The organism is Sphingopyxis sp., assembly GCF_035944815.1.
Classification (GTDB): Bacteria; Pseudomonadota; Alphaproteobacteria; order Sphingomonadales; family Sphingomonadaceae; genus Sphingopyxis.
On sequence record NZ_DASZAU010000003.1, the window covers coordinates 296,664 to 315,652 of the forward strand.

General features: G+C 62.6%; 19 protein-coding genes and 1 pseudogene. 7 read left to right on the top strand and 13 right to left on the bottom strand.

The window, feature by feature from the left end; genetic code table 11:
• Positions 1 to 97 precede the first annotated feature (97 nt).
• A complete protein-coding gene (locus tag VGU00_RS05430; RefSeq protein ID WP_327466287.1) occupies positions 98 to 1,078 on the top strand; it encodes a GlxA family transcriptional regulator in 981 nt (326 codons plus the stop codon).
• A gap of 83 nt (positions 1,079 to 1,161) precedes the next feature.
• On the opposite strand, the pseudogene VGU00_RS05435 reads toward VGU00_RS05430, so the two are convergent.
• The 3 genes and pseudogenes from VGU00_RS05435 to VGU00_RS05445 form a co-directional block, all read right to left on the bottom strand.
• Positions 1,162 to 1,998, bottom strand: a pseudogene (locus tag VGU00_RS05435) (heme o synthase).
• Between the two features lie 213 nt (positions 1,999 to 2,211).
• A complete protein-coding gene (locus VGU00_RS05440) occupies positions 2,212 to 2,901 on the bottom strand; it encodes a siderophore-interacting protein (protein WP_327466289.1) in 690 nt (229 codons plus the stop codon).
• A gap of 59 nt (positions 2,902 to 2,960) precedes the next feature.
• Entirely contained in the window at positions 2,961 to 3,644 is a 684-nt protein-coding gene (locus VGU00_RS05445; protein ID WP_327466291.1) for an O-methyltransferase, read from the bottom strand.
• A gap of 326 nt (positions 3,645 to 3,970) precedes the next feature.
• Here VGU00_RS05445 and VGU00_RS05450 point away from each other — a divergent pair, with 326 nt between their 5' ends.
• Complete coding sequence (locus VGU00_RS05450; RefSeq protein WP_327466293.1) at positions 3,971 to 5,041, top strand: pyridoxamine 5'-phosphate oxidase family protein; 1,071 nt, start codon at positions 3,971 to 3,973, stop codon at positions 5,039 to 5,041.
• Positions 5,042 to 5,068: 27 nt separating this feature from the next.
• Here the strand turns inward: VGU00_RS05450 and VGU00_RS05455 are convergent, their stop codons facing one another.
• From VGU00_RS05455 to VGU00_RS05465, 3 genes are all read right to left on the bottom strand, one after another.
• Positions 5,069 to 5,752, bottom strand: coding sequence for a class I SAM-dependent methyltransferase (locus tag VGU00_RS05455; RefSeq protein ID WP_327466295.1), 684 nt, complete (start codon positions 5,750 to 5,752; stop codon positions 5,069 to 5,071).
• Between the two features lie 79 nt (positions 5,753 to 5,831).
• The gene (locus VGU00_RS05460) at positions 5,832 to 7,100 is read right to left on the bottom strand and encodes an integrase family protein (RefSeq protein ID WP_327466297.1); all 1,269 of its coding nucleotides are present in this window, start codon (positions 7,098 to 7,100) and stop codon (positions 5,832 to 5,834) included.
• A gap of 296 nt (positions 7,101 to 7,396) precedes the next feature.
• Complete coding sequence (locus tag VGU00_RS05465; RefSeq protein WP_327466299.1) at positions 7,397 to 8,179, bottom strand: transglutaminase family protein; 783 nt, start codon at positions 8,177 to 8,179, stop codon at positions 7,397 to 7,399.
• 60 nt (positions 8,180 to 8,239) lie between these two features.
• On the opposite strand from VGU00_RS05465, the gene VGU00_RS05470 reads away from it, so the two are divergent.
• Entirely contained in the window at positions 8,240 to 9,475 is a 1,236-nt protein-coding gene (locus VGU00_RS05470) for an MFS transporter (RefSeq protein ID WP_327466301.1), read from the top strand.
• Here VGU00_RS05470 and VGU00_RS05475 read toward each other — a convergent pair.
• Positions 9,448 to 10,209: a competence/damage-inducible protein A gene (locus tag VGU00_RS05475; protein WP_327466303.1), complete on the bottom strand. Its 762-nt coding sequence runs from the start codon at positions 10,207 to 10,209 to the stop codon at positions 9,448 to 9,450. The genes VGU00_RS05470 and VGU00_RS05475 overlap by 28 nt on opposite strands.
• Positions 10,210 to 10,310: 101 nt before the next feature.
• Between VGU00_RS05475 and VGU00_RS05480 the strand changes: the two genes are divergently transcribed.
• Positions 10,311 to 10,946 (top strand): glutathione S-transferase family protein, encoded by a 636-nt coding sequence (locus VGU00_RS05480; protein ID WP_327466305.1) that lies wholly within the window; start codon positions 10,311 to 10,313, stop codon positions 10,944 to 10,946.
• On the opposite strand, the gene VGU00_RS05485 is transcribed toward VGU00_RS05480, so the two are convergent.
• A complete protein-coding gene (locus tag VGU00_RS05485; protein ID WP_327466307.1) occupies positions 10,943 to 11,836 on the bottom strand; it encodes a DUF2785 domain-containing protein in 894 nt (297 codons plus the stop codon). The genes VGU00_RS05480 and VGU00_RS05485 overlap by 4 nt on opposite strands.
• Before the next feature lie 67 nt (positions 11,837 to 11,903).
• On the bottom strand, positions 11,904 to 12,632 hold the full coding sequence (locus VGU00_RS05490; protein WP_327466309.1) for a Bax inhibitor-1/YccA family protein: 729 nt from the start codon (positions 12,630 to 12,632) through the stop codon (positions 11,904 to 11,906).
• Positions 12,633 to 13,058: 426 nt separating this feature from the next.
• Here VGU00_RS05490 and thpR point away from each other — a divergent pair, with 426 nt between their 5' ends.
• Positions 13,059 to 13,676 (top strand): RNA 2',3'-cyclic phosphodiesterase, encoded by a 618-nt coding sequence (thpR, locus tag VGU00_RS05495; protein WP_327466311.1) that lies wholly within the window; start codon positions 13,059 to 13,061, stop codon positions 13,674 to 13,676.
• On the opposite strand, the gene VGU00_RS05500 is transcribed toward thpR, so the two are convergent.
• Positions 13,583 to 14,071 carry a low molecular weight protein-tyrosine-phosphatase gene (locus VGU00_RS05500; RefSeq protein WP_327466313.1) on the bottom strand — a complete coding sequence of 163 codons (489 nt, stop codon included), beginning with the start codon at positions 14,069 to 14,071 and terminating at the stop codon, positions 13,583 to 13,585. The two genes, thpR and VGU00_RS05500, sit on opposite strands and share 94 nt — an antisense overlap.
• Positions 14,072 to 14,179: 108 nt before the next feature.
• Here VGU00_RS05500 and VGU00_RS05505 point away from each other — a divergent pair, with 108 nt between their 5' ends.
• Both VGU00_RS05505 and VGU00_RS05510 read left to right on the top strand, forming a co-directional pair.
• Positions 14,180 to 15,775, top strand: a complete 1,596-nt coding sequence (locus tag VGU00_RS05505; protein WP_327466315.1) for an MFS transporter — start codon at positions 14,180 to 14,182, stop codon at positions 15,773 to 15,775.
• A gap of 64 nt (positions 15,776 to 15,839) precedes the next feature.
• On the top strand, positions 15,840 to 16,370 hold the full coding sequence (locus VGU00_RS05510) for a HEAT repeat domain-containing protein (protein WP_327466317.1): 531 nt from the start codon (positions 15,840 to 15,842) through the stop codon (positions 16,368 to 16,370).
• Between the two features lie 55 nt (positions 16,371 to 16,425).
• Here the strand turns inward: VGU00_RS05510 and VGU00_RS05515 are convergent, their stop codons facing one another.
• The 3 genes from VGU00_RS05515 to VGU00_RS05525 form a co-directional block, all read right to left on the bottom strand.
• On the bottom strand, positions 16,426 to 17,001 hold the full coding sequence (locus VGU00_RS05515; RefSeq protein ID WP_327466318.1) for a superoxide dismutase family protein: 576 nt from the start codon (positions 16,999 to 17,001) through the stop codon (positions 16,426 to 16,428).
• Between the two features lie 148 nt (positions 17,002 to 17,149).
• Positions 17,150 to 18,331, bottom strand: coding sequence for a chromate efflux transporter (gene chrA / locus VGU00_RS05520; protein WP_327466319.1), 1,182 nt, complete (start codon positions 18,329 to 18,331; stop codon positions 17,150 to 17,152).
• A 230-nt stretch (positions 18,332 to 18,561) separates the two neighbouring features.
• Positions 18,562 to 18,987 (bottom strand): biopolymer transporter ExbD, encoded by a 426-nt coding sequence (locus tag VGU00_RS05525; RefSeq protein ID WP_327466321.1) that lies wholly within the window; start codon positions 18,985 to 18,987, stop codon positions 18,562 to 18,564.
• Positions 18,988 to 18,989: the final 2 nt, after the last annotated feature.

The following is an 18,989-nucleotide window of genomic DNA, read 5'->3' on the forward strand; positions in this document are numbered from 1 at the left end:
TCTTCCAGGGATTATCGCCTCGTGGCTGATGAGCGTAGTGGCAGGATCGACAATAAGTGATCGTTTTCTGCCAACGGCAAATCATGCTATCTTTTGGATGCCGAGCAACACCATTGGACGAGAAATGGCTCACAGGATTGGTATATTGGCGCTGGATGGCGTGGTCGCATATGATCTCGCCATCCCTTGCGGCGTATTCGGGCATGCGCTGTCAGAGAGCGGCGCGCCTCTGTATGAGGTCAGGGTATGCGGCGAGACCGCTGAAGTCAGATCGAGCGCTTTTGCCATCCGCCCGCCCTTCGGTCTGGATGCTGCGTCTGACGTGGACACGCTGATCGTCGCGGGAATCGAGGATATCGATCGCACGGTGCCGGATGCGGTCATCACCGTAATCCTCTCCTCATGGCGAAATGGCGCGCGCATCGCGTCGATATGTTCCGGGGCGTTCGTACTTGCGGCCTGCGGCCTCTTGAATGAACGTCGCGCGACCACGCATTGGGCTGGCGCACACGCGTTGGCGGCGCGCTACCCACGGGTCAAGGTGGATCCCAATGTTCTGTTCGTTGACGATGGGCGAATCCTTACATCGGCCGGCGCATCGGCCGGCATGGACCTGTGCCTGCACATATTGCGCCGGGACTTCGGTCAGGCGGCTGCCGCTCGGGCAGCCCGGCTGGCGGTGGCGCCGCTCAATCGCGACGGCGGACAGGCGCAATACATTCAGCATGAGCCTCCGGCCACGGCGGCTAACCTGGCACCCGTGCTGGATTGGATGCTTTCGAATATCGACAAACCGCTCATCGTTACCCAGATGGCAGCGCATGCTGGGATGAGCGAGCGCACCTTTGCTCGGCGGTTTCGAGAACAGACGGGAACCAGTCCTGTGCAGTGGTTGCAGATGGTACGCCTGCGCCGTGCGCAGGAACTGTTGGAACAGGAAGCCGCCACGATAGATCAGATCGCGTTCGCGAGCGGATTTGCGTCTCCGGTGACGTTCAGAGCAACGTTTCGTCGATCCATGGGGATTACTCCTGCGGTCTATCGGAAACGGTTCAACAAGATGTCGGCATCTGGATGAGACGGCGGCATCCTTAGACTGTAGCCTGCTATCGATTGACCACGATGATGTCGCTATGCTCAACGAGATGCGATGCTTGCTCGTCAGCCGAGCCGGCGGTCCGCCACGAGCGCCGCGAACAATGCGAACAGATAGAAGATCGAGAAAGTGAATAGTTGCCGTTCAGGCTTCATGCGATCATCGCGGTGCGCGCGAAGTCCTACCCGCGATGCCAATCCGAGAAAGCTCAACGACAGCGTGAATGCCGCCAAGCCGTAGACTATGCCGAAGCCACCCTCCTGGCCTGGAAAGGCGCAAGGTAGCAAAGTCACCGGCAGAAGTAGCGCTGAATAGGCCAGGATCAGCCTGCGCGTCACGGCATCGCCTGCGACGACCGCCATCATAGGAATGCCGACCTTGGTGTAGTCGGACCGCGCGAAGAGAGCGAGCGCCCAGGAATGTGGCGGAGTCCAGAGAAAGATTATAGCAAATAGGATGATCGGCAGGATCGTGACATCCCCCGTTACTGCAACCCAGCCGATCAGTGGTGGAAAGGCGCCTGCTCCACCGCCGATCACGATATTCTGCGGCGTGCGGGTTTTCAGCCAGATCGTTTAGATCAGGACATAGTAGAGGATCGAGGTGCCGAGCAGCGCGGCCGTGAACCAGCCAATGGCAAGCCCCATCAGCAGCACGGAGCCGACTGAGAGGCAGATGCCGAAGTCTCGTGCCGAAATCCTTTCCATCCTCGCTGCGGGGAGCGGGCGATTGGCGGTGCGCTTCATTCCTGCATCGAGGTCTGCCTCCCACCATTGGTTGAGCGCCGCCGCACCGCCTGCGCCGAGCGCGATGCACAGGACAGCAGTGAAGCCTAGCACTGGATGAATGTGCCCTGGCGCGACCAAGAGACCGCAAAGGCCGGTGAAGATAACGAGGCTCATTACACGGGGTTTCGTCAAAGCGATGAAATCTCGCTAGCCTGCGGGCATGGTCAGAGAGGCAGAAGCCATGTGTACGATCCCACGAATATTCTTATGGTCGTGACCGGCGCAAACTACGGGTGGTAGCGGCCGCATCTAAGGCAATGGCGAAGTTCATGCAGATCCGCAGGCGTTTAACTCCGCCGATATCTGGACGGGTGGCCCAGCCCATTCTCAATCAAGCCCCTGCTTTCCGGTAGCCCAGAAGGCTTTGGTGGCGATGCGGTTTGACGAAACCCCCAGCTTCCTCAGCGCTTGTCGCTGTCGCTGAATTGTGCCGGCCTTACCGGTCAGCACGAAAGACGTGCCCCTATTCACCAGTGGAGCAAGCATCTCTTCCATTTGAACCAGATGCGCCTCGTCCTCTCGCTTGGCAAAGAGGGTGACGTTCTCAATGCCGAGGTCAGCAATGACGCGCTCTGCCGACACCACATCCCCTATCTCCAAATATAAGGAGACTACCTTTTGAGGGTCTTGGCGGGCCAAGGTATAGCCGAGGCCGATTGACGTCTCGTCACCGAATACCGCGAGTGCTCCTGGTAAAGCACGCGCATCGATCGATTTGCGCGGTCCATAGAGATCGCACTGTTGTCCGGGCACTAGCCCGCTAAACCATGCGCTCCCTGGCCCCAAGCCATGCAGATAGGCGAGGATTACGAGACGCCCCGCCTGGGCATTCCACTCGATCGGCGTATACGTCCGCACGGCGAGTACCGAGCCCGCCATCGGGAATTGGATTTGCGCACCCGGAACCCAAGCGATGTCGCGAAGACCGGAGCCTTCGAACGTGACGAGCCGATAAAGCTCGCCAATGTCGTCGAGCGCTGCCACTGTTGCTCGCTTCATGAACAGATCGATCAGCATCTTGCTGATCCGCCCACCCGGCGCGGACACGGTGGCTGGTTCCGATCCTGTCGAGGGTATCATCCGACCCTCACGGCGCACTCGTTCCCACGGCCCTCATCGATAGCCAGTGCGTGTGCGATATAGCCGTTCACGGGGTGGCGGACATAGAAGCGATAGTCTTCCGCGAAGGTGTTTTCGCTTAGCACCAGCGCGCCAAGACAAAGGTGGGGCTCGATTAGCTTAAGCACAGGCAGGTAGAGCGACCAAGCGCCGTCGAGGAAGACAAAATTGATGTCGCCGCCGACATCCTCCAGCGTTTCGAGCGCATCGCCTTCGCGTATCTCGACGAGATCGCCGAGTCCTGCCGCTTCCAGATTCGACCGGGCGAACGCTGCCTTGGACGACTCCAACTCGGAGCCGATCAGCCGTCCACCACCATTGTCGCGCAGAGCGGCGGCGAGATAAAGCGTCGAGATTCCCATCGAACTGCCGAACTCAACGATCTGTGTCGCTTTGCAGGCGCGCGCCATCGCGTAGAGGAAGCGACCGTAATCCCGACTAATCGCCAGAAAAGTGTCCGCATAGCCGCCGTATAAGGCACGATAGTTGTCCCGTTCTTGCGCGATGAGCAGTGTTGCCGCTTGCTCCATCGAAACGCCTGCCGCTTCCATCTCCGATGCGACCTTGCTGTCGGTCAATTCCGCGTCCCGATGGAGCTTCTGTAAAAGCTCGGCGAGTTGTTTGTCGTTCAACGTCGACATGAGAGTCCTTTCAATCGGGAAGCCTGCAGCAACCACCTCATGTCCAAATTGGATACAGGCCTCTGCAACTGGCGTCATTCTGACTGGCCGCCAAAGTGTTGCTTATTTCCGCCAAAAGACAATCTTCCTGGATCGTCTGCGGTCGAAAGAAGGGGGGCAGCACAAAGCCGCTGCCCGACTTCTCGGCCCACGGCAGCTCTGCGCGTGTAATGACGAAACCGTGTTAGCCCCGATGTTGGTTCTCGGAAGAAGACAATCACCTCAGTTTGGCTGCATCCTGCCATTGATTGGCTTGACTGATTTAATGCGGCCAACCGCTAGGAGTTATGATGCTACCCACGGGGCGGGTCCACATCCGCGAGTTAGGCAAGGGATCGGCATTGATGACAGCGCACATGATATCGACCGTTGACGAGATAGAGAGCGTGATCGGCAAAACGCCGGCTCCCATGCATTTGAAGGTCATCGACTATCTCGATGTCGGCGCCCTGCGCTGGATTTCGCAAGCACCATTGGCTTTTGCCGCGCTTGGCGACAGCGGTGGCGGAGTTTCCGCGACACTCATGGGCGGTGTGGCCGGATGGGCCAAAGGAAATTGCCGCGAACTGCACCTTCCGCTCGCGTCGTTCGACGACGCCAGCCTGATCCAGCACGGCGCTGCATTCGGATCACTCTTCCTGTTACCGGGCATTGGAGAGGCCCTTCGGATAAATGGCAGGGTTTCTGGGCTTGAAGGCGAGCACGTCCGTGTCCAAGTCGAGGAATGCTACGGTCACTGCGGCAAAGCACTCCTCCGTTCGGCATTCTGGGAGGCCGAGCCGACGATAGCACCTGACAGCCCATCCGAGTTTATCGCCGGCAGTCGTTTTCTGGCGCTGGCCAGCGTCGGCGCGGAAGGCCGGGCCGACCTCAGTCCCAAAGGCGACCCCGCCGGGTGCATGGCGCAACTGGACGGTGATGCCGTCTGGTTTGCAGATCGGCCGGGCAATCGCCGCGTCGACAGCTTCCGCAACATCGTCAATCGGCCGCAAGTCGCGCTGTTGCTCATGATCCCCGGCGCGGCAGGCATCGCCGCAGTTCGCGGACGAGCGCAAATTACCACAGACGAACATGTGCGCTCGCGCTTCACAGTCAAAGAAAAAACGCCTCTCTTGGCAATCCGGGTGGAAATCGAGACGATGGAACTGCGCGAAAGCGCCGTTCTGCGGCGGACGACCCCGTGGCCCCTTCAAGAGAAAAGCGACATCGACGCTGCCAAGCTTTTCGTCGAACATATCAAGCTCAATAAAGTTGGCGGCCTTGGAGCATCGCTGGCCAGGGTGGGTGTGTCGGTTCCGGGAGTAGCAGGTCTGCTGAAAAAGAGTCTCGATAAGGATTACAAAGACAACCTCTACTAAGGGATGATCAACGCGCAGCCTAAAATGTCAGTTAGGGAACGCGACCCAGCCCCGAAATGAGAAACCGGCGTAAAACAGCGCGATGTCGGAAAAACCGGCTTCAGACAAAAGCGCCTCCTCCTCGTTAGAATGTAATAAGTGCAGGCGTTCGGTCATCACCGCCGCTGATCTGGCGGCTTTGTCAAAGTCTAGTTCGGGGCCTCCGGCAAACACCGCTGACCGCACCAACCAAGCAGACAGTTCCCCGCTATCGGGACGACTGTGGTGTGCGACAATTAGTGGCGCACCCGGTTTCAGCCTTCGATGAATTTCCTTCAACGTTCGCAGACGTTCATCGCGATCTAGGAAATGCATGGTCAAGAGGCAGGTCGCACCGTCGAACGGATTTGAGGAAGCCGAATCGATGTAGCCATTGCGAAATTCGATGCGCGATTGAAGCGGACCCACGACGCTTCGTGCCAAGTCGAGCATCTCGACGGATGGATCTACGCCCTCGAACGTCCAATGGGCTTGTGCTTCGGCGAACGCCTTAAGTTCCAATCCGCCACCGGCTCCCAATACAAGAATTCTGGCGCCTTCCGGAAGTCGCTCGGCCATCAACAGCATGGCCATGCGATGAAGGTCGGCAAGCCCCGGCACTTTTCTGGGTGTGGTTTCAACATATTCGGCGACCAATGTACGGTCGGAGAAAGGCTGGTTAGTGTCCATCATGGCATTTAAGGCGAAGTGATTGAGGCAGCCAAGCAAAGTTGTGATTTTGCGTTGATTTGACCTATCCTCCTGCACGGTCTCAGGTGGCGGCTTGCATCGTGCCGAGTTTCATTGCTCCTTCAGCCAGCAGGCGCTCGATCTCATCCGAAGTTTGTTTTACGGCGAGCTTGAGCGCCTCGTCGATGTGAATGTAGTCCTGCGTGACGTTCTGCGATGCGTGGCCGAGCATGGCTCTGATTGTTAATTCTGAGAAGCCGAGATCTCCCGCAATGCTGCCGAATGTGTGGCGTAGTGTATGGGGCGTGATACCCACGATTCCGGCCAGCTTGGCAACGCGCTGAAGGCAAGCACTGACGGCTGTAAAAGCCCCTGTCCCGACTTCGGACGGGAAGACGTGGGGGTTGCCCGCGATGACCGGCTGACTCTCGATAGCCCTCACTGCCGCTGGTCCGATCGCCCGAAGCTGCGCGCCGCCCTTTGTGTCGGGGAATGCCACATAGCCGCTGGCTGATTTAACCCAAGTATGGTGCATCGCCTGGCCTTCTTCCCGACGGTATCCGGTCAACAGCAATGTGCGCAGTACGGCAAGCGCGACGGGGTTTTCCCCGTTGCATTTTGCATGAGTCATCGCCTTGCCTATCATCACGATCTCGGCGGCGCTCAGGCGCCGGGTCTTCTTCTTCCCAGCCAGCTTTTTCGCTCCCTGCGTTGGGTGAGCGTCGAGCAGGCCCTTATGCTTCGCATGGCCGATGATGGCCTGGAGCGTGCCGACGCAGCGCGCCGCCACACCGGCGCCGCCGGTTGCCATGCCACCCCGGCCGCCGCTGCGCGGCTTCGCTGTCTTCCCGTCCTTCACATCGGTCTGCATCTGCTCGACATCAGCGATGGTCAGATGCTTCACGACCCGCTTGCCCAGGAGCGGTTTGATGTGCGTCCTGATCCGGCTCTCATCCATGTCCAGCGATGACTCCTTGATCGGCAGGTACTTGCGACCGAGGATGTTGCCCGCCCGCGCTTCGGTCAGATACCAGTCGCACATTTCCTCGACAGTCATTCCCTTGCGCGCCTGGCGAATCTCATCGGCGGGGTCTTCGCCGCCAATGACCACTGCCAGCTTGAGCTTGGCTTGGTCGCGCGCCTGATCGACCGTCAGTATGCCATAGCGCGCGATATTGATGCGGCGCTTAATACCCCCGGCGTTGCGATACTGGACGATGAACGTCTTGAGGCCGGATGGCAGCACTCGCACGCCGAAGCCCTTCAGTTCGGTATCCCAAAGAACGGTCTGTTGCTTCGCCGGCGGCACGAGCGCATCGATCACGCGCTTGGTCAGCTTACTGGTTGGCATGGTGTTCCTCCAGTTGGAGACAAAGCCTAGAGAAAAGGGCATTGTCTCCAAATTGTCTCCATGAGACGCCCAATCGCGTCCAGCAGTAGGATGCGATAGAAAAGTATAAATATCAATAATTAATAGATAAATCGTATCATGGCGTGGCCCTGGAAAGCATGGAGAAGCTGCTCATCGAAGTTGCCAAGGTTGGGGTCGAGGGTTCGAATCCCTTCGCCCGCTCCAGTTTTCGCGGCGAACGCGCCGCGGCCTTCCATTCTGCAGGCGATGGCGAGCCGTGCTTGCTCGACGAGGCTTCAGGCCGTCACGCGCTCGACCTTCACCGACTGGTTCACGAACGCGATATCGCGATAGGCGGTGAGGAAAGAGACATCGGCCGCGTCGCGACCGACGCAGATTCGCGCCATTTCCGAGGCGCGCGCCATTCCGGTCGCGTCGACGAGGTGCCAGTCGCCATCGAGATAGACTTCGGCGACGGCGTGAAAATCCTGCGGCGAGACGCGCAGCGCATAGGCGCTCGCCATGCGCGCCGGGATATGCGCGGCACGCGCGAGCGCAATCATCACATGCGCATAGTCGCGGCACACGCCGCGCCGTTCGACGAAACTGTCGAGCGCGCCGGTCTCCGACGTGCTCGCGCCCGCGACATAGGTGAAGCGGCTTTCGATCCAGTCGCGCATCCGGCCGATCTTCGCGCCGCCCTCATGATCGCCGAAGCGGCGCTCGACGAAGGCGTGAAACTTGTTCGACGGACAATAGCGCGATTCGTTGAGATAGGGGATCGCTTCGGCGGGCAAGCGGTGGAGCGGCACCGCGGCGAGCGCGCGAAAGTCGGTGTCGGGCCGATCGACCTCGACCAGCGCACGATATTCGGCGCGCAGGCTGCCCGACGCGCGTAGCCAGATCGGCTCGCAAAGCCCCTCCGCGGCCGGAACGCGCGCAACGAACTCGGGCGTACCAAGGTCGAGCGAGGTTTCGAGAACCGACTGGCCATGGCCGTTCGCGGCCTCGATCTGCAGCATCAGGTCGACGGGCTCGGACAGCCGGTAATTTAGGGAGGCGGAGATTTCGAGTTTCATCTATCGGCAACGCATGGCGGGGGGATCGGTGCCGCTAATGACAGTTGGGAAAAAGCACAAGTGACACCTCGGCATACCATTCCGTTTATCGTCGCGACGATCTTCATGGACGCGGTCGGTTTCGGCATCATCATGCCGGTGCTGCCGCAGCTCGTGATGGAGGTCGGCCGGATCGACCTGCCCCACGCAATCGAGGTCGGCGCTTGGATCGGCCTCGTCATGGCGGTCGCGACCTTCCTCGCCTCGCCCGTACTCGGCAACCTGTCCGATCATTTCGGGCGGCGGCGCGTATTGCTGCTCGCACTCGGCGGGCTCGCGATCGATTACGCGCTGCTGACGGTCGTCGAAACCTTGCCCTGGCTGTTCGTCGCACGCGCGCTGTCGGGCATTTTCGGCGGCAGCTACGCCGCGGCGCAGGCAGCCATTGCCGATATTACCGCGCCGCAAGAGCGCGCACGCAATTTCGGCTTCGTCGGCGCCGCCTTCGGCATCGGTTTCGTCGCGGGGCCCGCGATCGGCGGATTCCTCGGAGAGATCGGCCCGCGCGCGCCCTTCGTCGCCGCCGCGATCCTCGCCGCAGCCAACATGCTCTATGGCTATTTCATCTTCCCCGAAACGCTGCCCGCCGACCGCCGCCGCGCCTTCGACTGGCGCCGCGCCAATCCGCTCGGCGCGTGGAAGACGATGCGCACGCTGCCCGGCATGGACGGCGTCGCCAGCGTGCTGGTGCTGTGGCAGATCGCAAGTCTCGTCTATCCGATGACGTGGAGCTTCTATTGCATCGCGCAGCTCGGCTGGACGCCGGGGATGATCGGCGCGAGCCTTGCCGCCGTCGGCGTGATGATCGCGCTCGGACAGGTGTTCGTCGTCGGCCCTGCGGTCGCACGCTTCGGCGAGCGCGACGCGGCGACGCTCGGCATCCTCGTCGCGGTCGCGGTCTATATCGGTTACGCCTTCACGACCTCGACCATCGGCGCCTTCCTGCTGCTGATCCCCGTCGCGCTGCAGGCGCCGGTGCAGCCCTCGCTGATGGCGATGATGTCGCGCCGCGCGACGGCCGAGACGCAGGGCGAGGTGCAGGGGATATCGGCGATGGCGATGGGCCTCGGCCAGCTTGTCGCCCCCCTGCTCCTGACCGGCACGATGGCGTATTTTACCGCGGATAGCGCGCCGGTGCATTTCCCCGGCGCCGCTTTCGTCGTCGCGGCGATCTTCGGTCTGCTCGCGATCCTGATGCTGCGCCGCCTGCCGCGCGCGCAGGCGGCCGATCAGATGCCGCCGTCGGTCACCGCATAACCAAGTGCTTCGAGCCCGGCGGTGAGCATCGCGACGCACGCTGCGACCTCGGCGCCATCGGTCGAACGGATGACGAAATTCGCCCCGACCTTGCCGTCGCGAAAAAAGGGATAGCTGCCGATCGCGACACCGGGATAATCCTTCTCGCCCTGCCGCAGCAGGTCGGCGATTTCGCTCTCGGGAGACCATGACCCGATCGTATGCGCGACGAGCGGCGCGCCGCCCTCGAGCTCGCCGGTCAGCGCATCGAGCATTCCCGCGGTGATATGCGGGACCCCCGCCATGACGAACAGATTGCCGATGCGGATGCCGGGGGCACCCGACATGCGGTTCGGGATCAGCTCGGCGCCGTCGGGGGTGCGTGCCATGCGCAGCCGCGCCTCGGTCAGTTCGATGCCGCGCCCGGTGTAATAGCGCTCAAGGATCGCGCGCGCATCGGGATGGATGATCACCCCGACGCCCAGCGCCTTCGCCACCGCATCGACGGTGATGTCGTCGTGCGTCGGCCCGATCCCTCCCGTCGTGAAAACATAGTCGTAGCGCGCGCGGATCGCGTTCAGCGCATCGACGATTTCATCCTCGACATCGGGGACGATACGCACTTCGCGCAGGCGAATCCCCTGCACGTCGAGCCAGGTCGCGATCTGCGACACATTCTTGTCCTGTGTGCGGCCCGAGAGAATCTCGTCGCCGATCACCAGCACGGCGGCGGTCCAGATGCGTTCGTCGCTCATCGCCTTGCCTTAACCCGATGGCATGACAAAACAAGAGTGCTGGAACGGCAATATTGTTCCTGTTATGTTCGCGTTCGACTCACACCCCAAGGAGAGAAGCGATGGCCGACGAGCTGATTTTCTATACCAACCCCATGTCGCGCGGACAGATCGTCCGCTGGATGCTCGAAGAGGTCGGGGCTTCCTATGAGACGAATATCCTCGGCTATGGCACCTCGATGAAGGACGCGGCCTATCTCGCGATCAATCCGATGGGGAAAGTCCCGGCGATCGTCCACAACGGCAAGGTGGTGACCGAATGCGCGGCGATCTGCGCCTACCTTGCCGACGCCTTCCCGTCGGCGGGACTGGCACCCGCCGTCGCCGACCGCGCCGACTATTACCGCTGGATGTTCTTCGCTGCGGGGCCGGTCGAGCAGGCGATCACCGCAAAGCATTTCGGGATCGAGCCCGACGCGGATCAGCAGCGTTCGGCGGGATTCGGTTCGCTCGACCACGCCCTCGACGCGCTCGAAAGCGCGGTCGCCGGAAAAACCTATGTCGCGGGCGATCGGTTTACCGCCGCCGACGTCTATGTCGGCAGCCAGATCGACTGGGGGCTGCAGTTCGGCACCATCCCCTCGCGTCCGGCGTTCGAAGCCTATGCCGCGGGGCTGCGCGAGCGCGCGGGCTATAAGGCGGCGAAGGCGATCGACAACGCGCTGATCGCCGAAATGCAGGCGGCGAATCCCGCCTAGGGCAGCGCCTTCAACAATCCGGCCGCCAGCGGGGCAAGGCGCCCGATCTGCGGATCCTGCGTTTCGGCTGCGCCGACATAGATGGCGTTTGCGAAGGCCGTGCTGTTGTGGATAGCGGCAAGGCCTGCATCGCCGGCATAGGCATCCCGCCAGCGCGCACTCGCATCGGGATGCAGCGCCCTGAACCATGCGGCCCACGCGGCATCGTCGATATCGGTGCGCTTCGCGAGAAACAGGACGGCGCGCGCGAGCCGTGCGGGCTCGCCATGACGATAATAGGGCGACGCCGCCGGCGCCACCTGCGCCCCGATCGCACCGAGCAGCAAATCGGCGTCGGCGCGCGTCATGCGGGGATTGAGCGCGAGCTGGAGCGCGAGGTCCGATCCATGTGCGACCCCATGCCGCCAACCTTCGCCCGGTGTGAAGCCGCGATAGTCGGTCACACCGCGCAGATAGGAGGCGCCCGCCCCGGCAAGCGCGTGGAGCTCGGCATCGGTCAGATAGGCTTCGACCCGATCGGCGCGAGCGATTTCGGACAGCGCGAGCGCGGCGAATGGACGGCGAAAGCCGGCCGCATCGTCGGGCCCGGCCATCATTTCGGTCATCTGCGTTAACGCCTGTCGCATCTGGACCGCGCTGAGCTTGCGTCCGCGCAGTCCTTCGGACCAGAGCGTGAAGGCAAAGCCATCACGGATCAGCGGATCGGGATCGCCCAGGCATCGAGCGAGCGCTTCGAGGTCGGCGGAGCTCGCCTTGGGAAAGAAGCTGGCGGCGTAGCTTTTGAGATCGGCGGTCGCGGGCGGCGCGATCGCGCAATCGGCCGTCCCTTCGGCGGCCACGGCGGGCGTGGCCAGCAACATTGTCCCTGCAACCAGTGTCGCCCGCATCATGCCGCCCCCAAAAAAAGAGCCCGGCGAATTGCTCCGCCGGGCTCCTGTTTCGTTCCTGTCCGTCCGCTTAGTCGCGGCTGCCCAAGAGGTTGAGCAGGAAGGTGAACATGTTGACGAAGTCGAGATAGAGCGTCAGCGCGCCCATGATCACCGACTTGCCGACAAAGTCGGTCCCGCGGACATAGAAATACATGCTCTTGATCTTCTGCGTGTCATAAGCGGTGAGGCCCGCGAAGAGCAGAACGCCGATGACGCTGATCGCGAGGCCGAGGGCGGTCGACTGCACGAACAGGTTGATCAGCATCGCGACGAGGATGCCGACGACGCCCATGATCAGGAAGGTGCCGAAGCCCGACAGGTCCTTCTTGGTCGTGTAGCCATAGAGGCTGAGACCGAGGAAAGCCGCGGCGGTCGCGAAGAAGGTCGTTGCGATCGAGGTCGCGGTAAAGGCGAGGAAGATCGTCGACATCGACAGACCCATCACCGCTGCATAGACCCAGAACAGTGCCTGTGCGGCGCCGGTCGACAACTTGTTGATGCCGAAGCTCAGCACCAGCACAAAGGCCAGCGGCGCAAGCATCACCACCCACATCAGCGGGCTGCCGATCATCGATTGGGTAAAGCCCGAGTTGAACGCCAGCATCGCGACGATGCCGGTCAGCAGCACGCCCGAGCCCATATAATTGTAAACCGACAGCATGTACGACCGCAGCCCGGCATCGACGGCCTGGTCCATTGCGTTCGCGCCGGCGCCAAAACCGGACGCCGCCATATTGGGGTCGTTCCAATTCGCCATTTTTCATCTCCATCACCGGCCAGCCCATACCGGCCGTTTCAGCAATATCGTGGGTTTGCCCGCCCGTTTCAAGCGAAACCGGACATTGGAAACATTCCGGCAACATATCAGGGTCAGGACCCATTAATTCCGCGATCGAGGTTTGAAGCGATTTTGCTCAGGGCGAGGAGAAAGGCGCAGGAATATGTCGATATTTCCAGACTTTTCGACGACGCCATAGGCAAAATCGGTCAAATCCCGAAGGGACGCCGAAATGGCTTCGATATCGGGCCAGCGCGGCCTTGCGGGTAGCGATGCTACCCGCAAGGCCGCCCAAGCCCGATATCTTCGCCATTTCGACGCCTCGAGCGCGGAATTAATGGGTCCTGACCCTAGCCGTGCCAGTTAGGGATCGCGGTTCGCCGCGTCGCACCCTATGTTGCGGCGATGTCCACACACCGCCTGTTCGTCGCGCTGCGTCCGCCGCGGCCCGTGCGCGCCCGGTTGATCGCAGCGATGCACGGGATTTCGGGTGCGCGCTGGCAGGATGACGAGCAATTGCACCTGACCCTGCGCTTCATCGGCGAGGTCGACCGCCACCGCGCCGAAGACATCGCCGCCGCGCTCGGCGCACTCCATGCGCCTGCGGTCGAAGCACGAATTGCAGGCGTCGACCTGTTCGAGCGGCAGGGGCGGCCGCATATGATCTGGGCGAAGGTCGAACCGCACGGCCCGCTCGCCGCGCTGCATCGCAAGGTCGACCAGTTGCTCGCGCGGGTCGGCGTCGCCCCCGAAACGCGCAGTTTCATCCCGCATGTCACGATGGCGCGGCTGAACCGGGCGAGCGGACCCGTCGCGTCGTTCCTCGCCTCGAATAGCGACCTCGCCAGCCCGACCTTCCTCTTCGACCATGTCATCCTTTACGAAAGCGAACTGGGGCACGGCGGGTCGCGCTATCACCCCGTGGCGCGCTATCCGCTGGACGGCGAAAATTCGGCGACGAGCGCCGCGGCAACCCCCGCGACGTCGGACCATGTCGCGGCGAAACCATCGTCGTCGCCATAATAGGGGTCGGCCACACCCTGCCCGGCACGCCCGGGAAGCAGGTCTAGCATCAGCCTCAGCTCCGCCGTTGCATCGGCGGGACGGATCGCGCGGGCATCGCGCAGATTGCTCTGGTCGGCCGCGAGGATCAGGTCGAAGCGATAAAAGTCCGCCGCCGACAATTGGCGGGCGCGCAGCGTCGATATGTCGGTGCCGCGGCGGTGCGCTTCGGCCTGCGCGCGGCGGTCGGGCGGATGGCCGACGTGCCAGTCGCCGGTGCCCGCCGAATCGAGCGTCGCGTCGATCCCCGCGGCGGCGAAGGCGGCGCGTGCGGCGCCTTCGGCGAGCGGCGAGCGGCAGATGTTACCGAGGCAGAGGAAGAGGATGGCGGGAGGATTTTCTCGATCATTGCGCATATCGCGACATGAGCCTTTCAAAGTTGAACCGACTTTCAACTTGCGCCGGCGCATGGCTCTGCTAGCCATGAAGAACAAGAGATAATGGGTCAGGGAGAGGGTTGCCAGATGGCCGATACCGCCAGCGAGAATGTCATGCCCGATGCGTCGGCGCGCCCCGAACCCAAAGCCACGGGGTACAGCTGGTACGTCCTGTCGGTGCTCGTCGTCGTCTATATCCTCAATTTCATCGACCGGCAGATCATCAGCATCCTCGCGGTCGACATCAAGGCCGACCTCGGCCTGTCCGACGGCGACATGGGCTTCCTCGGCGGCGCCGCCTTCGCGGTCTTTTATGCGCTGTTCGGCATCCCGCTCGGCCGGCTGGCCGATAACTGGAGCCGCGTCAAACTGCTGTCGATCGGGCTGACCCTGTGGTCGGCGATGACCGCGGCGTCGGGCTTTGCCTATAACCAGCTCACCCTGACGCTCGCGCGCATGGGGGTCGGGGTCGGCGAGGCGACCGCGAGCCCGACCGCTTATTCGCTGATTTCCGACTATTTCCCGAAGCGGCAAAAGGCGACCGCGCTCGCCATCTATTCGTCGGGGCTCTACCTCGGCGGCGGCGTATCGCTGTTCATCGGCGCCATGATCGTCGGGGCGTGGAACAAGAGCTATCCCGCGGGCGGGCCGATGGGGCTCGTCGGCTGGCAGGCGGCGTTCCTCGCGGTCGGCATTCCCGGGCTGCTGCTCGCTCTGTGGGTCGCGAGCCTGCGCGAGCCCGTGCGCGGCGCGATGGACGGCACCCCGACGCACGGATCGCCGACGCCTTTCCGCGAATTCGGCAAGGATCTGTCGATGATCGTCCCGCCGCTGACGCTGTGGGGCGCGTGGAAGCGCGGGCCCACGGCGCTCGCGATCAATGTCGGCGTCGCGGCGGCGCTCGCCGCCTTCGCCTGGTGGATGATCGAACTCACCCATAATCTGCCGCAATGGTCGGCGGTTGCGCTCGGCTATTATGCGGTCTTTTCGTGGGCGAGCGCGCTGCGCGCGCGCGACCCCGCGACCTTTCGCCTGATCTGGGGTACCCCGGCCTTCATCTGCACCACGCTGGGCTATGGCCTTGTCAGCCTCGCGGCCTATGCGCTCGCTTTCTGGTCGCCGCCCTATGCCGAACTGGTGCTGAAGCTGCCCAAGGCGGAACTTGCATTCTGGCTGGGCGCCAATGGTGCAATAGCGGGCTTCGTCGGCGTCATTGCGGGCGGGCATGTCGCCGATTACCTGCGCAGCCGAAATCCGGCGGGCCGCATCCTGATGATCATCTTCGGCGTCGTCGCGCCGATCGTCCCGATCTGGATCGGCTATACGACCGAAAGCGGCTTTCTCTTCTACACCATGAACTTCCTCGCCGGGCTGTTCGGCGCGGCGGCGCTCGGCGCCGCGGCGGCGACGACGCAGGACCTGGTGCTGCCGCGGATGCGCGGCACCGCGACCGCGGCCTTCTTCCTCGGCACGACGCTCGTCGGCCTGTCGTTCGGCCCCTATATGGTCGGGCAGATTTCGGACCTGGCCGGCACGGTCGTCGACGGAAAGCCGGTCGGCGACCTGCGCACCGGCATCTTGTCGCTGATCGGCGTCGCGCCGATCGCGCTCGGCCTGCTGATCTACGCCTATCGGGCGGTGCCCGAGGCCGAAGCGACGATCGAGGAACGCGCGCGCGCTTGAGGCAGCGGCTTAGGGGTGGGAAGCAGTCGTTGCTTGCCGGACCATTATGTGGTCTCTGCATCTAATGGACAGCTTGCCCACAGACGAAAAATCCCTAAGCAATTTCCTTGCTGCATATCAGATCAAGTATGATGAGGTTCCATCGAACCTAGTTCATGAACTTTGCTCGGGAGACCTTTCATATGAAACTGTCTGGGCTTGGTGCCAGCTTGGAGAGCTATTCGGTCGTTCACGTCGATTAACGCCTATCCTCTGTTCGCTTTTGAACAGTGACGCCCATGAGGGGCACGAAGAATTAGCGAACACTCTTCAAAATCTACGAGATCCAAGGAGCGTTGACTGCTTGTTTGATTGCGCCCAGCGCAGGCTGCCATATCTCGATTACAACGACAGTTCAGCTCTCGCCCGCAGATGTGTCTGGGCGTTGCATGACATCGGCACGCAGGAGGCTGTTGCCAAGCTTGAAGCCCTAGCCAACGACCCGCGACGCGAAGTGTCGGAAGAGGTTGCAGCTAGACTGCGGTCCGTTCAAGAATGGCAAGTCATCGCTCAGCCCTATCGGCAGGCGCGAGATGCCGCCATGGGGACGCTTTAGCGAACGTCCGCAATCGGTCGAAAGCAGACAATCCGTCTGCCCCCGCGAAGACCGATTACCCCGCCGGCGCCGTGATCACACCGCAAACGATGCGATCGCCGCTGTTGCCGCTGGGATCGGTTTTATAATCGTCGGGCTTGGCATGGATGACGAAGGCCGCGCCGTCGGCATCGAGCAGCGCGCCGTCGCCCGTCAGGCGCGAGCCGACGATCTGCAGCGTCGCGCGGCCGATCGTATCGGGTTCGATCACGAGGTTGGGCATGTCGCCATGATGCGCGCCCATCGGATTGTCGCGGCCATGCTGGGCACCCGTCGGGTTCCAGTGCGGGCCGGCGGTCGTATATTTGGGCGCGTCGCAGCGCCCGACGGCGTGGACGTGCATGCCATAGGTGCCGGCGCCGAAACCGCGCGCGACGACCTCGAGCCGCAGTCCGCTGCCGTCCTTGAAAATGTCGACGCGGCCGCGATCGGCGCCGCGCGCGTCGGTCAGTTCGGCATAGGCGTCGGGAACCGGCAGGTTGCTGGCGGGGTCCTTTTTCCCCATGCCCGCACAGCCGGCGAGCGCGAGCGCGCCGATCAGGACGAGGCCCCCGGTCATGGCCTGTTTGCGGTGCGAACCCATCGTCATCATGCTGCTCCCTGTGATCAAGATCGGAATCAAAACGTCAGATCGGCGCGTTTCGATCCCCTCGCCGCGACGATGGCGCGTTTCGCCACAACTTCCAAGGAGATAAACCGGCTTTGCCGCGCGGGGGCGACATCGCCTTGTCGGTTTGCGGTCAAAGATCCATCGCCCAACCGGCGGCGCCCCCCGCCATGATGAGGAGCGGAGCGGCGAGCTTTCCTTTCCATCGCCATGCCGCGAGCAAGGCCGCGCCGAACAGGAAAGCCGCAGGCACCAGCTTCGCCGATCGCTCGGCGGTCGACCAGCCGAGCTGGACCAGCGTCGCGGCGATCACCCCGACGACGGCGGCGGCGACGCCGGCCAGCACATGATGGAGCGCGGGGTTTTCGACGACCGCCTCCAGCCGTTCGAAAAGGATCATCGAAAAGGCGAAAGCCGGCAGGAACATCCCCGCGGTGATGGCGAGCGCCCCCGGCAAGCCGCCCGCGACATAGCCCGCGAAGGTCGCGAAAATGACGAGCGGCGCGGGCAGCATTCCCGCGAAGGCCACGCCGTCGAGGAAGCTGCCGTCGCCGATCCAGCCGCGGCCGACTGTGTCGGTACGGACATAGGGAATGGCGGTATAGGCGCCGCCAAAGGTCAGCAATCCGCCCTTCAGCCCCGCGAAGAACAGCGCTGCGTTCCCGACCTCGGCAGGGGTTATGCTTGCGGGCGCCATCGGGCCCGCGGCCGGGAGGAGGACGGCGAGCAGGACCGCGGCGGTCGATATGGCGGCGACGGCAAGCGGCCGCGCGGCAAAAGCATAGACCAATCCCGACGCGATCAACGGGATCCAGAACGGCACGCCGGCCAATGTCGCGCCCAGCGCCGCACCTGCGAGCAGCCAAAGCGTCCGGTCTTCGAGAATATGCGTTCCGATTCGCTGCACCGCGCGCGCGATGATCGCGAGAACGACCAGCTGGACGCCAAGAAAGGCGGGCGCCAGCGCGGCGTTGCCGGCGATCCGATCCTGATAGAGCCACGCCGCGGCCAGCATCAGGACGAAACCCGGCAGCATGAAGCCAAGCCCCGCAAGCAGCCCGCCGATCCGCCCGCGCGCGATCATTCCGAGATGGACGCACAGTTCGTGCGCTTCGGGTCCCGGGAGGATTTGCATCACCGCGAGCAGGCGGTTGAACCGCGCCGGCGAAATCCAGCGCTCCTCTTCGACCAGCGCCTGCCTCACCATGGCGATCTGCGCGACCGGTCCGCCGAAGGCGAGAAAACCGAAGCGAAGGAAGCGGAGGAACAGGTCGGGCAGCGAGATGCGCGGCGGCGAATAGATGTCGGTGGTCATGGCAAGTACGCTCCCTGCCGCAGGCGCGGCCGATGGAGCGGAACTTGGGCGACGGTCGCCTGAACGGGCGTCCGCACAGCCCGCAACCCCTTCATACAACTCTTCGTCGAAAGGGGAAGATAGGCCTTGTTTCAGGGTCCGGGCCCGACGTCACGCGACGCGAGCGCACACAAAAAGGGCCGCGAATTGCTTCGCGGCCCCCTGTTCTGCCTGACTGCTTCGATCAGCGATCAGAAGACGCGGGCATATTGTTCGTTACCGACGAACCCCAGCTTGCCGACGCCGCTGCGCTTGATCACCGCCATGACATTGTCGACGACGATATAACGCGCATAGGGGTCGGGCTGGACCTGCAATTCGGGTTCGACCGGCAGTGCCTTGGTCTGTTCCAGATATTGCGCCAGCTGGGCCAGATCGACCGGGGTCCCGTTCCAGGTGATCGTCCCGGCGGGATCGATCATCACCTTGTTCTTTTCGGGATCCACATTGCTGGGATTGTTGTTCGGCACCGGCAAGTCGATCTTCACCGCGTGGGTCTGGACCGGGATGGTGATGATGAACATGATGAGAAGCACGAGCATGACGTCGATGAGCGGCGTCGTGTTCATGTCCATCATCGGTTCATTGTCGTCCCGATCTCCAACTGCCATGGACATAG

Coding starts and splice junctions, on each gene's coding strand:
- VGU00_RS05430 (WP_327466287.1), top strand. CDS start 98: ATGCCGAGCAACACCATTGGACGAGAAATGGCTCACAGGATTGGTATA.
- VGU00_RS05440 (WP_327466289.1), bottom strand. CDS start 2,901: ATGCTGATCGATCTGTTCATGAAGCGAGCAACAGTGGCAGCGCTCGAC.
- VGU00_RS05445 (WP_327466291.1), bottom strand. CDS start 3,644: ATGTCGACGTTGAACGACAAACAACTCGCCGAGCTTTTACAGAAGCTC.
- VGU00_RS05450 (WP_327466293.1), top strand. CDS start 3,971: ATGATGCTACCCACGGGGCGGGTCCACATCCGCGAGTTAGGCAAGGGA.
- VGU00_RS05455 (WP_327466295.1), bottom strand. CDS start 5,752: ATGATGGACACTAACCAGCCTTTCTCCGACCGTACATTGGTCGCCGAA.
- VGU00_RS05460 (WP_327466297.1), bottom strand. CDS start 7,100: ATGCCAACCAGTAAGCTGACCAAGCGCGTGATCGATGCGCTCGTGCCG.
- VGU00_RS05465 (WP_327466299.1), bottom strand. CDS start 8,179: ATGAAACTCGAAATCTCCGCCTCCCTAAATTACCGGCTGTCCGAGCCC.
- VGU00_RS05475 (WP_327466303.1), bottom strand. CDS start 10,209: ATGAGCGACGAACGCATCTGGACCGCCGCCGTGCTGGTGATCGGCGAC.
- VGU00_RS05480 (WP_327466305.1), top strand. CDS start 10,311: ATGGCCGACGAGCTGATTTTCTATACCAACCCCATGTCGCGCGGACAG.
- VGU00_RS05485 (WP_327466307.1), bottom strand. CDS start 11,836: ATGATGCGGGCGACACTGGTTGCAGGGACAATGTTGCTGGCCACGCCC.
- VGU00_RS05490 (WP_327466309.1), bottom strand. CDS start 12,632: ATGGCGAATTGGAACGACCCCAATATGGCGGCGTCCGGTTTTGGCGCC.
- thpR (WP_327466311.1), top strand. CDS start 13,059: ATGTCCACACACCGCCTGTTCGTCGCGCTGCGTCCGCCGCGGCCCGTG.
- VGU00_RS05500 (WP_327466313.1), bottom strand. CDS start 14,071: ATGCGCAATGATCGAGAAAATCCTCCCGCCATCCTCTTCCTCTGCCTC.
- VGU00_RS05505 (WP_327466315.1), top strand. CDS start 14,180: ATGGCCGATACCGCCAGCGAGAATGTCATGCCCGATGCGTCGGCGCGC.
- VGU00_RS05510 (WP_327466317.1), top strand. CDS start 15,840: ATGGACAGCTTGCCCACAGACGAAAAATCCCTAAGCAATTTCCTTGCT.
- VGU00_RS05515 (WP_327466318.1), bottom strand. CDS start 17,001: ATGATGACGATGGGTTCGCACCGCAAACAGGCCATGACCGGGGGCCTC.
- chrA (WP_327466319.1), bottom strand. CDS start 18,331: ATGACCACCGACATCTATTCGCCGCCGCGCATCTCGCTGCCCGACCTG.
- VGU00_RS05525 (WP_327466321.1), bottom strand. CDS start 18,987: ATGTCCATGGCAGTTGGAGATCGGGACGACAATGAACCGATGATGGAC.